This window comes from Kribbella aluminosa, from assembly GCF_017876295.1.
Taxonomy (GTDB): domain Bacteria; phylum Actinomycetota; class Actinomycetes; order Propionibacteriales; family Kribbellaceae; genus Kribbella; species Kribbella aluminosa.
In genome coordinates, this window is the sequence record NZ_JAGINT010000001.1 from 69,622 (window position 1) to 83,152 (window position 13,531).

At 70.2% G+C, this 13,531-nt stretch carries 12 protein-coding genes; 7 read left to right on the forward strand and 5 right to left on the reverse strand.

The genetic code is table 11. The annotated features are described in order from the left end of the window. Positions 1-62: 62 nt before the first annotated feature. The 5 genes from JOF29_RS00435 to JOF29_RS00460 all read left to right on the forward strand — a co-directional run bounded on the left by JOF29_RS00435 (position 63) and on the right by JOF29_RS00460 (position 5,542). Positions 63-1,421: an urease accessory protein UreH domain-containing protein gene (locus tag JOF29_RS00435; protein ID WP_245357387.1), complete on the forward strand. Its 1,359-nt coding sequence runs from the start codon at positions 63-65 to the stop codon at positions 1,419-1,421. A 283-nt stretch (positions 1,422-1,704) separates the two neighbouring features. Further along, positions 1,705-2,040, forward strand: a complete 336-nt coding sequence (locus JOF29_RS00445; RefSeq protein ID WP_209692243.1) for a metal-sensitive transcriptional regulator — start codon at positions 1,705-1,707, stop codon at positions 2,038-2,040. Continuing rightward, positions 2,033-4,549, forward strand: a complete 2,517-nt coding sequence (locus tag JOF29_RS00450) for a heavy metal translocating P-type ATPase (RefSeq protein WP_209692244.1) — start codon at positions 2,033-2,035, stop codon at positions 4,547-4,549. Before JOF29_RS00445 ends, JOF29_RS00450 begins: the two co-directional genes overlap by 8 nt. A gap of 1 nt (position 4,550) precedes the next feature. Continuing rightward, a complete protein-coding gene (locus JOF29_RS00455) occupies positions 4,551-5,231 on the forward strand; it encodes a DivIVA domain-containing protein (RefSeq protein ID WP_209692245.1) in 681 nt (226 codons plus the stop codon). A 104-nt stretch (positions 5,232-5,335) separates the two neighbouring features. Next, positions 5,336-5,542 (forward strand): heavy-metal-associated domain-containing protein, encoded by a 207-nt coding sequence (locus JOF29_RS00460; protein ID WP_209692246.1) that lies wholly within the window; start codon positions 5,336-5,338, stop codon positions 5,540-5,542. A 331-nt stretch (positions 5,543-5,873) separates the two neighbouring features. On the opposite strand, the gene JOF29_RS00465 is transcribed toward JOF29_RS00460, so the two are convergent. From JOF29_RS00465 to JOF29_RS00490, 5 genes are all read right to left on the reverse strand, one after another. Continuing rightward, positions 5,874-6,653 carry a hypothetical protein gene (locus JOF29_RS00465; RefSeq protein WP_245357388.1) on the reverse strand — a complete coding sequence of 260 codons (780 nt, stop codon included), beginning with the start codon at positions 6,651-6,653 and terminating at the stop codon, positions 5,874-5,876. A 157-nt stretch (positions 6,654-6,810) separates the two neighbouring features. Next, positions 6,811-8,187, reverse strand: a complete 1,377-nt coding sequence (locus JOF29_RS00475; protein WP_245357720.1) for a sensor histidine kinase — start codon at positions 8,185-8,187, stop codon at positions 6,811-6,813. Continuing rightward, positions 8,168-8,878, reverse strand: a complete 711-nt coding sequence (locus JOF29_RS00480) for a response regulator transcription factor (protein ID WP_209692248.1) — start codon at positions 8,876-8,878, stop codon at positions 8,168-8,170. Before JOF29_RS00480 ends, JOF29_RS00475 begins: the two co-directional genes overlap by 20 nt. Further along, positions 8,875-11,535: a heavy metal translocating P-type ATPase gene (locus JOF29_RS00485; RefSeq protein WP_307863081.1), complete on the reverse strand. Its 2,661-nt coding sequence runs from the start codon at positions 11,533-11,535 to the stop codon at positions 8,875-8,877. Before JOF29_RS00485 ends, JOF29_RS00480 begins: the two co-directional genes overlap by 4 nt. A 112-nt stretch (positions 11,536-11,647) precedes the next feature. Beyond that, positions 11,648-11,947 carry a metal-sensitive transcriptional regulator gene (locus tag JOF29_RS00490; protein ID WP_209692249.1) on the reverse strand — a complete coding sequence of 100 codons (300 nt, stop codon included), beginning with the start codon at positions 11,945-11,947 and terminating at the stop codon, positions 11,648-11,650. A gap of 180 nt (positions 11,948-12,127) precedes the next feature. Here JOF29_RS00490 and JOF29_RS00495 point away from each other — a divergent pair, with 180 nt between their 5' ends. Further along, complete coding sequence (locus JOF29_RS00495) at positions 12,128-12,445, forward strand: hypothetical protein (protein WP_209692250.1); 318 nt, start codon at positions 12,128-12,130, stop codon at positions 12,443-12,445. Between the two features lie 4 nt (positions 12,446-12,449). Next, positions 12,450-13,400: a prolipoprotein diacylglyceryl transferase gene (lgt, locus tag JOF29_RS00500; protein ID WP_209692251.1), complete on the forward strand. Its 951-nt coding sequence runs from the start codon at positions 12,450-12,452 to the stop codon at positions 13,398-13,400. Positions 13,401-13,531: the final 131 nt, after the last annotated feature.

A 13,531-nucleotide genomic window follows, 5' to 3' on the forward strand; every position in this document is an offset into this window, starting at 1 on the left:
CGGCGCACCGTGCGGGCACTGAGCCCGCGATGGTCCTTCCCACTCAATGCAGGAGGCTTTTGATGAACCTTGCCGCTGTCTTTGTCACCGGGCTGTTCGCCGGTGGCGTTTCTTGTGCCGCCGTGCAGGGTGGCCTGCTCAGCGGGTTGATCACCCGGCAACGCGCCACACCCGAACCCGCCGCCCCTGTGCGCCGTCCGAAGGGGGGTACTCGGCACGCCGCCGATCCGACGCCCGGCGCAAAGCCGACAGTCTCGGTGCGGACCGCGCCACGTGCCACTACGCGCGCCCGGCTCGGCGATGACCTCACCCCGGTCGGCGGGTTCCTGGCGGGCAAGCTGATCTCACACGCAGTGCTCGGTGCCCTGCTGGGCGGGCTCGGTGGTGCGGTACAGCTCACGGTGGGTCTGCGCACCTGGCTGCAGATCGGCGCCGGCGTACTCATCATCGTGTTCGGCCTGGCCCAGCTGGGCGTACCCGGCTTTCGCGGGATTGTGGTCGAGCCACCGAACTCCTGGCTGAGGATCGTCCGCAACCAGGCCCGCTCACAGGCTGCACTGGCGCCGGCTGTGCTCGGCCTGGCGACGGTCCTGATCCCGTGCGGGATCACCTTGTCGGTGGAGGCACTGGCGCTGACGTCGGGATCGGCCTGGGTCGGCGCGGCGACGATGGCGGTGTTCGTGCTCGGGACCGGGCCGTTGTTCGCTGTTCTCGGGTACGCCGCGCGCATGGCCGCCACCGCGTGGCGGGGCCGGCTGGCCGCGGTCACCGGGCTGGTGGTGCTCGGGATGGGCTTCTACACCCTCAACGGCGGCCTCGAACTCGCCGGTTCGCCGGTGGCGGCGAGCCGGATCGGCCAGACACTCGGTTTCGCACCCTCGCCGCCCGACACCTCCGCGACGTCCGTCGTGAATGGGCAGCAGACCGTCGTGATCACGGCGCGCTCCGGCTCCTATCGCCCGGGCAACGTTCAGGTCCGGTCCGGCCTGCCGACCACGCTGGTCGTGAAGTCGGAAGGCGCCACAGGGTGCATCCGGTCGTTCACCATTCCGAGCCGCAACATGCAGGAGGTCCTGCCAGCCACGGGCGAGACCCGCATCGACCTGAGCGTGCTCCAGCCGGGGCCGGCTCGACTACGCCTGCGGCATGGGCATGTACACCGGCGTCATCACCATCGTCTGAGAACAGGAGCACCAACCATGTCCACCACCACCCACACCTTCCGCGTCGAAGGCATGCACTGCGGCAGCTGCGCCCTGCACATCGATGACGCCCTGGAAGACCTGCCCGGAGTACACAGCACGACGACCACGAAGAAACAGGGACGCAGCACCGTCGAACTCGATCTCAGCAAGAGCAACCCCGCAGACGTCATCACCCTGATCGAAGAACTCGGCTACCGCGCCTCCGCCTTGCCATGACCTGGCACGTCCACCGATCACCCGACCGGGAGAGAGGCCGGTTTCGGTCGAACCCCGTGACATCGGCATAGCAAGATACCCCCGCTGGCCGGGCGCCACATCGACGGCGGCGACTGAATCCCCCCGGCGGTGTGATCATCCGCCGCCACCTTCCGCACACGCGCCTTCGGCGCCCGCGGGTGGACGGAGACGGCCGTGACCCAATGGTCGAAGGACCGCGCGTGGACCACCACCAGTCATCCAGATCTACCCCACCCCACCGGGGGTGGGGTATGGTTGCCGTATGGACACTCTGCAGCGATCGGTGGTCAACCGGTTGAAGACGGCCCGGGGCCATATGAACGCGATCGTCGAGATCGTCGAGGACGACGGCTACTGCCCGGACGTGATGAAGCAACTGTCCGCGGTGCAGGGCCTACTGGAGGGGGCGAGCCGGCTGATGCTGCGCCGGCACCTGCAGACCTGTGTGGCCAAGGCGATGCAGGAGGGCCGGACCGCGGAGATCGTGGACGAGTTGATGGAGACGCTGAAGTTCGACAAGCACGTGTTCCGGCCGCCACCCGGCTCCGACCAAGAACGCGCCGAGGGTGACGCGCTGGAAGAGGCGGCTCATGCCTGAGGTCGGGGTGACCACAAAGGCCGCGACGGCGACGCTTGATTTCGCGGTGCGGGGGATGACCTGTGGGTCGTGTGCCAATCGGGTGCAGCGCGCGCTGGGTAAGCAGCCGGGGGTGGCCTCGGCGGAGGTCAACTTCGCGACCTCCTCGGCGCGTGTGGTGCTGGCCGACGAGCCCACTGATCTGGGTGCCCTGCGGGCCGCGGTGGCCAAGGCCGGCTACGAACTGGACCTGCCGGGCGGGCGGCCCGGTGGCGCGACTGGGAAGGCTCCGGCCGGGGGGCAGGCAGAGGAGCAGGAGACGGACGAGGAGACCGCTGCGCAGCGGTCGTGGCTGTGGCGCACTCTCGTGGCGTGGCCGCTGGGGTTGGCCACGATGGTGCTGGCGTTCTGGCCGCTGGCAACCGAGCAGCCGTGGTCTCCGTGGGCGCAACTGGCGCTGGCGGCGCCGGTGCAGTTCGTGGCGGGATGGCCGTTCCTGCTCGGGGCGGCGCGACGGGCACGGCGGCTGTCGGCGAACATGGATACCCTGATCGCGGTCGGCACCCTGGCGGCGTTCCTGTTCTCGCTGACGGAGCTGCTGCGTGGCCGCCGCGAGCTGTACTTCGAGACCGCGGCGCTGCTGATCGCGTTCCTGACGCTGGGCCGCTACTTCGAGATCCGGGCCCGGCGCCGGGCGGGCAAGGCGATCCGGGCGCTGCTGGAGCTGGGCGCGAAAGAGGCCCGGGTCATCCGCGACGGCACCGAGGTGATGGTTCCTGTCGAGCAGGTACAGGTCGGGGACCTGCTGCGGATCCGGCCCGGAGAGAAGATCCCGGCCGACGGCGAGGTCGTAGACGGCGCCTCGGCAGTGGACGAGTCGATGCTGACCGGCGAATCGATCCCGGTGGACAAGACCATCGGCGCCACGGTCGCCGGGGCCACGGTGAACACCAGCGGGGTCCTCACCGTGCAGGCCACCGCCGTCGGCGCCGACACCGCGCTCGCCCAGATCGTGGCGCTGGTCTCGGCGGCCCAGGCCGGCAAAGGCAAGGCCCAGCGCATCGCCGACCGGATCTCGTCGGTCTTCGTACCGACCGTGATCGCGATCGCGGTCGCGACCTTCATGGCCTGGTGGCTGCTGGCCGGTGACCCGCAGGCAGGGTTGATCGCCGCGGTCGCGGTGCTGATCATCGCGTGCCCCTGCGCGCTCGGGCTGGCCACCCCGGTCGCGATCCTGGTCGGCACCGGCCGGGGCGCGAGCATGGGCATCCTGATCAAGGGTGTCGAGGTGCTGGAACGCACCCGCAAGATCAGCACCGTCGTGTTCGACAAGACTGGCACGCTGACCAAAGGCGAGATGGCGCTGACCGACCTCGAGGCCGGCGACGGCACCGACCCGGCTGTGCTGCTGCGCCGCGCCGGGGCCGTGGAGGCCGACAGCGAGCACCCGATCGGGCAGGCCATCGCGGCCGCCGCCCGGGACAGGTCCGGCGCGCTGCCGGGAGTGACCGGGTTCGAGTCGGTCGCCGGGCACGGGGTCCGCGCCGAGGTCGAGGGCGAGACGGTGTGGGTGGGCCGGCGGAAGATGGCCGCCGAGGCCGGACTCGCCCTGCCCGACGGGCTGGCCCGGGTCGCCGAACGGCTCGAGGAGCACGGGAAAACGGCGGTGTTCGCCGGCTGGGCCGGTCAGGTCCGGGGGGTGCTGGCGGTCGCTGACACCCTCAAGGACGGAGCCGCCGACACCGTGGCCGAGTTGCACCGGATGGGCCTGAAGGTCGCCATGATCACCGGCGACAACGCGCGCACCGCGGCCGCGATCGCCGACCGGGTCGGGATCGACACGGTGCTGGCTGAGGTGCTACCCGCGGACAAGCAGTCCGAGGTGGCGCGGCTGCAGGCCGCCGGCGAGGTCGTGGCGATGGTCGGAGACGGGGTGAACGACGCCCCGGCGCTGGTGGCCGCCGATCTGGGCATCGCGATCGGCACCGGCACCGATGTTGCGATCGAGTCGTCGGACCTGACCTTGATGCGCGGTGACCTGGCCGGGGTGCCGACCGCGATCCGGCTGTCGCGGCGCACCTACCGCACGATCTGGCAGAACTTCGGCTGGGCGTTCGGCTACAACCTGGCGCTGATCCCGCTGGCCGCGTTCGGGCTGCTCAACCCGATCGTCGCCGGCGCCGCGATGGGGTTCTCCTCGGTCAGCGTGGTGAGCAACTCGCTGCGGCTGCGCCGGTTCCGCGACCACCGCCCAGCCCCCGCCCCGTCCGACCCCGCCCTCCCCACACGGGCGAGGCCGGCGGTCGGCGGGTCGGATTACGTTCGGGTGCACCTGCGCGAGGGCGGCTGGGTCGAGGGCCACCGCCGCACCTCCGCCCGGATCGATGCCCGGGTGCTGCTGCTCGACCCGGTCGAGGTGCGCGACTCCAACGGCGCCACCCGGGCGCCGCGACCGGCCGATTCGTTCATCCCGGCCTGCGACACCGCGCGCATCGACGCGCTCGCCGCACCGAGCCAGCGTGGAGCCTGACATGCCCGTACTTCCCGAAGAGATCACCGCCACCACACTGCGGCGGCAGTGGCGCGGCTACCGGCGCGGACAGGTCGAGACCCTGCTCGGGCGCGTCGGCGCCGACTACGCCGGCGCCCTGGACCGGCTCGCGCTCGTGGCCGAGGACGGTGACCGCGCACGGAAAGGCCAGGAACGGCTTCAACGCAGCCTCGACGCTCTCACCGACACCACCCACGAGGACGACACCCGAGCCCGCGCAACGGCCGACGCCGACGCGATCCAGGCCCGCGCGGACCGGGCCGCCGAGCTGATCATCACCCAGGCCGAGGCAGCGGCAGCGGCATGCGATCGGCAGGCCCAGGCCCTGCGCGAGAGCGCACAGGCAGATGCCGACGCCGCCCGACAGCGCCTCGAGGAAGCCGACCGACGCGCCCGGCAACTCGAGGACGCCGCCCGGGATCGCTGCGACGCAGTACGCACCGAGACCGAGACCCGGCTCGAACAATTACAGACCGCCGAACGGCACTTCGCCGACCGGATCCGGCAGGTCGAGAACACGCTGGGCGCGCTGCGATCCCAGGTCGGCCTGCTCGACCACGTCCAGCACGCCGAACAGGCCCTCGCCGCCCTACGCACCGACACCCACACCATCCCTTGGTCCACCGGTGCCGGAGCCCCCACCAACGGCCATCACACATAATGCACCGCCCCTGGCGGCCTTTACAGAACCGCCCCGCGGGACCTGCCACGTCCCCGATGGACCAGCACAGAAGCGACCAGCACAGACACGAAAGGAACACGCTAATGCGAACCGCCTACACCGTGACGGGCATGACCTGCGAACACTGCGTCAGCGCCGTCACCGAGGAAGTCACCGGAATCGACGGCGTCTCCGACATCGCCGTGGACCTGCCCACCGGCGCCGTCACCGTGACCAGCGAACTGCCGATCGACGAAGCACAGATCCGCGCAGCCGTCGAGGAAGCCGGCTACCACCTCGCGCCCCACTGAGCGGAGGGCCGCCACACCCCTTTGCGGACGAGGACGAACGGTGACGCGAAAAGGTCCTGCGGACGCGGTCCCGCCCGCCGCGTCGGGTAGGTCGCGACACGTGCCGTGGGGTCGGCGCCGGGGTCCGGCCAGTCGTTGCGACCGGGGGAGGGGTCCGTGGGTGGCGGGGTCAGGTCGCCGTCGATCTTGCGGCCGTCCTGCCTAGGCGAGATCCGCCAGGTGTTGCCCGAACAGGTCGAGCGCGGTCAGTCGCAGGTAGGTTCCGTCGGAGGGTCCGCCTGTGTAGGTCAGGGCGGTCACGTTGTCGCCGCGCTTCAGGTTCTTGCCCGTATCACGTCGGTCGCCGAGATGGACGCCTCCGTCCCGCCGCCGGCGTCGCCACCGGGGAGACCACTGTCGATGACCCCTTCCAGCAGGGCCGGGAGTAAGGCGGGCAAGAGACAGCCAGGGCGACGACGCTGAGAGCACGATGTAGCCGAGCGCCGGCGGGATGAACAGCAAGGCCGGCAGTCCGCCGTGCACGGTCGCCCGGCACTGTGTACATGGTCAGCAACAGCAGACCGGCCCAGGCCGCCTGCCAGAGCTGTACTGCGACCAGGTGGATCAGCAGTCCGGTGGCCGCGATCACAGAAGCCGCGAACAACGTCAGGTGCGGGTCGGGCGGCAGCGGAACGCTGAAACGGTTGATCGAGTCCATCGCGTTCACCATCTGGTCGTTGAACTCGAGAGTGGTCTCGCGCCACGGCAGCAGCCCGAAGTTCAGGGTGTCGCGGAGGAAGAAGGATGAGATCAGCTCGACCAGTACAGATTCTGCAGCAGGATCCCGGTGCCGGTGACCGCGCCACACAGGAAGGCGCTGATGAAGAGGAAGGGCCCGGAGAAGACCGGTGTGAGCACCGTTGCAGGCGCCGACGATCGCGACCACCAGGCTCGGCTCCTGGATGTGCCGGTCCACCGTCAGCAGCGGGCCGACCTCCGCGTACTTGTGTTCCTCGACGGTCGCACACTCGGTCAGCAACTGCTGGTTCGTGAGCGGCTGGTGGACCGCGGTCGAGCTCCGGTGGCTGATCGCCGAGAGGGTGGTCGGCCGGCCCCAGCAAGGTGGTGACATAGCCGCGCCGGATCCGGTCGGGGGCCGACCGAAGCTGCGGCGCTGACGGCCCACTCGAGGCTCGACGACGGTCCATGCCCATGGTGCGAAATGGTGGCGGGCGTCCAGGAAGATCGCACCTCGGCTCTTGCGGGGAAGTCAGGGTGGTTGGCGCGCTTCATCTGGTGGGCAGGCGGGTGGTGAACGTGGCGCCTCGGCCGGGGGTGCTGTCGGCGGTGAGGGTCCCGCCGTGGGCAGCGGTGAGTTCGGCGGCGACGGCCAGGCCGATGCCGGAGCCGTCGGCGCGGGCGGCGCGGCTGCGGAAGAACCGGTCGAAGACATGTGGGAGGTCTTCGGTGGGGATGCCGGGGCCGGTGTCGGCAACGCGCAGTTCGGCCCAGCCGTCGTGGGTGCGCAGGGTGATGGTGACTGTGCCGCCGTCGGGGACGAACTTGAGGGCGTTGGTGAGCTGGTTGATGATGATCTGGCGCAGCCGGACCGCGTCGCCGTCGACGTGCGCCTCGTGCAGATCCGTGCGCAGGGTGAGCCCGGCGTCGGTGAAGGCACCGGCTAGATCGGTGATGGTGTCGCGCACCAGCGTGGTCAGGGACAGTGGTGCGCGTTCGAGGGTGAAGGCGGCGGCGTCGGCGAGGGCTAGGGTCTCCAGGTCGGCGACGAGGCGGCCCAGGCGCAGGGTCTCTTCGTGCAGGGAGGCGATGACGTTCTCGGTCGGTTTGCTGATGCCGTCCTGGATGGCTTCGAGCTGACTGCGCTGGATGGCCAGCGGGGTGCGCAGTTCGTGGGCGACGTCGGCGGCGAAGGAGCGGCGCAGTTCGTCTTCTTTCTCGACCCGGTCGGCCATCGTGTTGAAGGCGGTGGCAAGGCGGCCGATCTCGTTGTCGGGGATGCTCGCTACGCGGCGGTCACGCTGGCCTGCGGCGAGGTCGTCGGCGGCCTGGGTGAGTTCGGCGATGGGTGCTGTGGCGCGGCGAGCGGTGAACAGGCCGATGGCCAGGGCGACCAGCGCCGCAGCGAAGGCCCCGGCGGCGAGGAGGCGGTTGACGGAGGCCTGGAAGTCCTTGTCGACGGCCGGGATCACGCCTTGGGGGACGCGGACTTGAAGGGTACCGACCTGCTGTCCGTCGACAGTGACCGGGAGGCTGCGGGGCGGGCCGAGGGCACCGGTGCCCATCATGTCGCGGTGCATGGCCAGGGTGGCGGCGTCGACGTTGGCGTCGGCCAGTGACCACACCGGCCGGCCCGCGGCATCAAGCAGCACGGCCTCGGAGCCGGTCATGGCGACCGTCGGCGCGAGCTGGTCCAGTGACTGGGTGTTCCAGGTGTCGTCGCGGCTGTGGGCGGCGGCGAACAGCGACACCAGTTGTTGCTGGCGGGAGCTCTGCTGCTCGGCGAGGTAGTCCTGGAAGCGGGCGGTGAAGGCGGTGTTGACCAGCACGGCTGTCAGCGCCGCCGTGCCGACGCCCAGTGCGGCGAAGGCCAGGGCGAGACGGCGGGCGAAGCGGCCGCGGAGCAGCTCACGCATTCCGTTCCACATCACGATCGACTCCGAGTTTGTAGCCGACACCGGGCACGGTGACGACCAGCTGGGGGGGAGGGGTGTCGCCGAGCTTGCGGCGCAGGTTCTTCACATGTACGTCGATGGTCCGCTCGTACGCCTCGAAGGCGTGTCCCTGGAGGCGGCCCACCAGCTCCATCCGGGCCCAGGCACGCCCGGGACGGGAGGCGAGCGCGGCCAGCAGGTCGAACTCCATCCGGGTCAGGTCGACCTGCCCTTCGCCAGCGTGGACTTCGCGGCGCTCGGTGTCGATCCGCAGCTGGCCCGCGCCGTACGAGACAGGCTCCTCTGTATCGGCCCGTGGGCCGCGGGCTCGGCGCAGCACCGCCTCGACCCGGGCGACCAGCTCGCGGGGACTGAACGGCTTGACGATGTAGTCGTCGGCGCCCAGCCGCAGCCCCATCACCCGGTCGTTCTCGGCGGCCTTGGCGGTGAGCATCACGATCGGTACGTCGCCGGCCTTGCGTAACAGCCGGGCCACCTCCTCCCCGGGCAGCCCGGGCAGGCCGAGGTCGAGGACGATCAGGTCGGGGTGGGCTGCGGCTGCCAGATCGAGGGCGTGGCGCCCGTCACCCGTCTCGAGCACGGTGTAGCCGTCGCGCTCCAGGTAGTCGCGCACCAGGGCGCGCAGTTTCACCTCGTCGTCGACGACCAGAACAGTCGCGGTCACGTCCGGACCTCCATCGGCTGGGGGGCAGCGTGCGGCGGGCGGGGCCGTACCGCAAGCGTAGGTGGGGTGAACCGGCGCAGCCTGTTGGCGTTGCTCACCACCGACAGCGACGACAGCGCCATCGCCGCTGCCGCGATGATCGGGCTCAGCAACCAGCCCGTGACCGGATACAGGACCCCCGCGGCCAGCGGGATACCGGCGGTGTTGTAAACGAAGGCCAGGAACAGGTTCTGGCGGATGTTGCGCATCGTCGACCGGCTCAGCGTCACCGCGGTGACCACGCCGCCCAGCGCGCCGGAGATCAAGGTGATGTCGGCTGCCTCGATGGCGACGTCGGTGCCGGTGCCGATGGCGAAGCCGACATCGGCCTGGGCGAGAGCCGGTGCGTCGTTGATGCCGTCACCGACCATCCCGACCCGCCTGCCGCCGTCTTGCAGGTGGCGGATCTCGTTCGCCTTGTGTTCGGGCAAGACCTCCGCCAGGACCCGGTCGATGCCGACCTGGGCCGCGATGGCGTCGGCGGTGCGCTGGTTGTCGCCGGTGATCATGACGATCTGCAGGCCCAGCCGCTTGAGTTCGGCGATGGCGGCGGCGGAGTCCTCCTTGACGGTGTCCGCGACCGCGACGATGCCGAGCAGCCGCCTGTCCACTGCCGCGAAGATCGGCGTCTTCCCCTCACCGGCCAGCCGGTCCGCGTCGGGCCGCAGCGGGCTCGGGTCGATGCCCTCTTCCTCGAGCAGCGCTGCCTTGCCCACTAGGAGTTGGCCTCCGTCGACGGTGGCCGTGATGCCGCGTCCGGTGAGCGAGTCGAAATCGGCGACCTCGGCCAGTGCGATCCCTCGCTCGGCCGCGCCGCGCACGACCGCCTGGCCGAGCGGATGTTCGGAGGAGTGCTCGGCCGAGGCGACCAATCGCAGGACCTCCACGGGCCTGAAGCCCTCGGCGGGGATGACGTCGGTGAGGGCGGGCAGTCCCTGGGTGATGGTGCCGGTCTTGTCCAGTACGATCACGTTCAGCCGGTGCGCGGTTTCCAGCGCCTCGGCGGAGCGGATCAGGATGCCCGCCTGGGCGCCTTTGCCGGTGCCGACCATGATCGACAGCGGTGTCGCGAGTCCCAGCGCGCAGGGGCACGCGATGATCAGCACCGCCACCGCGGCGACGAGCCCCAGGGCCAGGGCCGGCTCGGGGCCGGCGATGAACCACACCGTGAACGAGGCGATGGCGATGGCGACCACCGCCGGGACGAAGTAGCTCGCGACGAGGTCGGCGATCCGCTGGATGGGGGCCCGGGACGCCTGGGCCTGCTGGACCAGTTTGATGATCTGGGCGAGCACGCTGTCCGCGCCGACCTTGGTGGCCTGCAGCCGGAAGGCGCCGGTCTGGTTGACGGTCGCGCCGACGACTTCGTCGCCCACGGTCTTGGTGACTGGGAGGGATTCGCCGGTCACCAGGGATTCGTCCAGGGTGGAGCGGCCGTCGACGATCACACCGTCGACCGGGACCTTCTCGCCGGGGCGGACCATGACGATGTCGCCGGTGACGACCTGCTCGACCGGCACCTCGACCTCCGTGCCGTCGCGTACCACCCGGGCCGTTTTGGGTTGCAGGCCGAGCAGTTCGCGGATTGCCTGACCGGTGCCCGCCTTGGCTTTCGCCTCGAACAGGCGGCCCAGCAGGATCAGGGTGAGGATGACGCCGACCGCCTCGTAGTACACCTCGCGCACCCCGGCCGGCAGCAGACCGGGGGCCACCGTGACCAGCAGGCTGTAGCCGTACGCCGCAGACGTGCCAAGCGTGATCAGCGCGTTCATCTCCGCGGCGCGGTGCCGCAGGGAGAGCCACCCGGTCCGGTGGATCGGCCAGCCGGTGTAGAACATTACTGCAGTGATCAGCGCGAATTGGAACCAGTGGTTCAGCAGCACACCGGGGACGTCGACACCGAAAACCTCGTGCAGCATCACGGCCGCCACCACAGGCAGCGACAGAACCGCGCCGAACGCCACCCGCCGCGACAGATCCGCGATCTCCGCGCGCCGTGCGGCCTCTTCGGCGTCGTCGCGCTCCGCGCTGCTCTGAGGGGCGCCGGAGGTCCGTGCAGCATCCGCTTTCGCGTCGACGTTCGCGGCAGACTCGCCGGCTTCGCCGCCGGGCTCGACCAGCAGGGTGCCGTGCACCATGTTCATCCCACAGGCGAAGCCGAACCGGCCCGCCGCTTCGGGCACGAACTCGACCGCTGTCTTGCCGAACGCCGGGAGCGACGCGGCCAGCGCGAAGTCGGGAAACACGACCCGGGAGGTGCAGTCCCCGCCCTCCTTCCGGTCGAACACCAGCCGGACCGGAACCCCCGGCCGGACCCGGATCAAATCCGGGGAGTACCCGCCCTTGACCGTGATCTCGATCTCCTGCACGCCGCCCCGCAGCTCGGCCTGCCGCGACTTCTTCGGCCCCAGGAAGTACCAGGCCAGGAACGCGATCAGCGCGACCGCCCCGGCTAGGACCCCGATGTCTGCTGTACTCATGACGCACTCCCTACGGCTGGCTGCCTGTGCTGATATCCGGTGTTTCGTCCAGCCGTCTCGCTTACTGCCGGGGCGACTGGAGCGTCGTGGCCGGGGACGGTCCGTGCGCGGGTGTTCACTTCCACGGCCGCCACCCACGCAGGGGCGACCGTGGCCTCGATCGCCGGATCGTGGTTGCCGCAGGCGGTACCGGTGATCGACCGCTCGATGGCAGTCGGCATGGTGTGACCTCCTTGGTTTCGCAAAAGGTTCAGCGGTGCCGGAACAGCACCTTCATCAGTTCGTCGTAGATGAGCGGGTCGTCGCTCTTGACGGCGTCGGTGACGCATTGCTCCAGGTAGTTGCGCATCACCGTCCGGGACACGCCGTCCAGGGCCTTCTGCACCGATGCGATCTGGTTGAGAACATCGACGCAGTACCGGTCGTCCCGGATCATCCGGGACACGCCCTGCACCTGTCCGCTGATCTTGGCCAGGCGCACGAGCGCATCGTCTGCGGCCTCCGGGGCGAGGAACTGCCGCGTCTGTTCGGTCTTGGGTTCAGCCATCATGTGCCTCCTCTACCCGGAACCTACTCCTACCCCCTAGGGGTAACAATCCGGCGCGGGCAAGCGACAGCGCCCGCACATGGCGGCTTCATCGATCCTTCACAGCGCCCGCCTAACTTCGGCGTCGAACCACAACGCGACAGAAGGGAAACCCCTGACGTGATCAGGCGCAGGATCATCGCAATGGCCGTGGCCACCACCCTCCTCGGCGGCCTCGGCACCTACGGCGCCGCCGCCTTCGCCGCGCCGCCGGCGGATCCGCGGCCGGCCCCCTCGGCCACCGTCTCCACTGCCCCCGGCGTCGACGCCATGATCCGGCACTGCACGGATCAGTTGCCCGCCGGCGAGCGCGGCGCGGCGGAGAAGGAGATGCGCGAGATGATGACCCATCACGGAGCCGGGAACTCCATGATGGGCGGCAGCGCCGGGAACTCCATGATGGGCTCGGGCGAGTCGATGACCGGCATGATGGTCGGCGCCACCGACGGTGCAGGGTCGTGATCGGATGATCCCGGCCTACCTGCCGAGCCCGCCCAGTCCGCATCTGCCGGGCCCGTTGATGATCCGCTGGTACGCGATCATGGTGATACTCGGCATCGTCGCCGCGGTGGTGATCGGCCAGCGCCGCTGGAGCGCCCGCGGCGGCGCGCAGGGCGCCGTGCTCGACGTGATCATGGTCGCCGTACCGTTCGGCATCGTCGGCGGCCGCCTCTATCACGTGATCACCAGCTGGCAGCTGTATTTCGCGCCCGGCAAGAACCCCGTCGAGGCCCTGTATGTGTGGCAGGGCGGGCTCGCGCTGTGGGGGGCCATCGCGGGTGGGGCGCTGGGTGCCTGGATCGCGGCGCGCCGCCGCGGCATCGACTTCGCGGCCTTCGCCGACGCTCTGGCTCCGGGCATTCTGGTCGGGCAGGCGATCGGGCGGATCGGCTGCTGGTTCAACCAGGAGCTGTACGGGCGGCCCACCACGCTGCCGTGGGGACTGGAGATCGACCCGGCCAACCGGCCCGCGGCCACCCCGGACGCCGCGACCTACCACCCGACCTTCGCCTACGAGGCGCTGTGGGACCTGGGCGCGGCCGGCGTCGTGATCTGGGCTCAGCGGCGCTTCGGTCTCGACCGGGGCCGGGTCTTCGCCCTGTACGTCGCCGCCTACACCGCCGGGCGCGGCTGGATCGAGACCCTGCGCGTCGATCCCGCCAACCACATCCTCGACGTCCGGTTGAACGTATGGACCAGTCTGCTGCTGTTCCTCGCCGCCGTCGCCTTCCTCGTCCTGCGCCGCCCAAGTCGCGTGACGGCGTCCCCCGAGCCTGCCCTGCCATCGGCGACAACCCCCGGTGCCGATGGCAGGGCAGCAACGCCTGAAGAGGACCGCGCCTCTACCCAGCCAGCCCCAACGGCGGAGAGCGCCGATCCCGCCGAAGCGCCGGCCGCCAGCGCGAGGAGTACGTGATGGCCGATGCGGGGTGGGCTCCCGCCGTGGATCGCACAGGCAGGTCCTCATCTCCACGCCTGGGTTCTGGAACGGCTATCCCTGTTTCGCTGTCCGGTCGTCAGCGCCATCACCGACGGCATCGGCTCCAC

Bases quoted from the DNA above. Each gene is read 5' to 3' on its own strand.
- JOF29_RS00435 (WP_245357387.1), top strand. From the start codon at position 63: ATGAACCTTGCCGCTGTCTTTGTCACCGGGCTGTTCGCCGGTGGCGTT.
- JOF29_RS00445 (WP_209692243.1), top strand. From the start codon at position 1,705: ATGGACACTCTGCAGCGATCGGTGGTCAACCGGTTGAAGACGGCCCGG.
- JOF29_RS00450 (WP_209692244.1), top strand. From the start codon at position 2,033: ATGCCTGAGGTCGGGGTGACCACAAAGGCCGCGACGGCGACGCTTGAT.
- JOF29_RS00455 (WP_209692245.1), top strand. From the start codon at position 4,551: ATGCCCGTACTTCCCGAAGAGATCACCGCCACCACACTGCGGCGGCAG.
- JOF29_RS00460 (WP_209692246.1), top strand. From the start codon at position 5,336: ATGCGAACCGCCTACACCGTGACGGGCATGACCTGCGAACACTGCGTC.
- JOF29_RS00465 (WP_245357388.1), bottom strand. From the start codon at position 6,653: ATGTCACCACCTTGCTGGGGCCGGCCGACCACCCTCTCGGCGATCAGC.
- JOF29_RS00475 (WP_245357720.1), bottom strand. From the start codon at position 8,187: ATGTGGAACGGAATGCGTGAGCTGCTCCGCGGCCGCTTCGCCCGCCGT.
- JOF29_RS00490 (WP_209692249.1), bottom strand. From the start codon at position 11,947: ATGATGGCTGAACCCAAGACCGAACAGACGCGGCAGTTCCTCGCCCCG.
- JOF29_RS00495 (WP_209692250.1), top strand. From the start codon at position 12,128: ATGGCCGTGGCCACCACCCTCCTCGGCGGCCTCGGCACCTACGGCGCC.
- lgt (WP_209692251.1), top strand. From the start codon at position 12,450: ATGATCCCGGCCTACCTGCCGAGCCCGCCCAGTCCGCATCTGCCGGGC.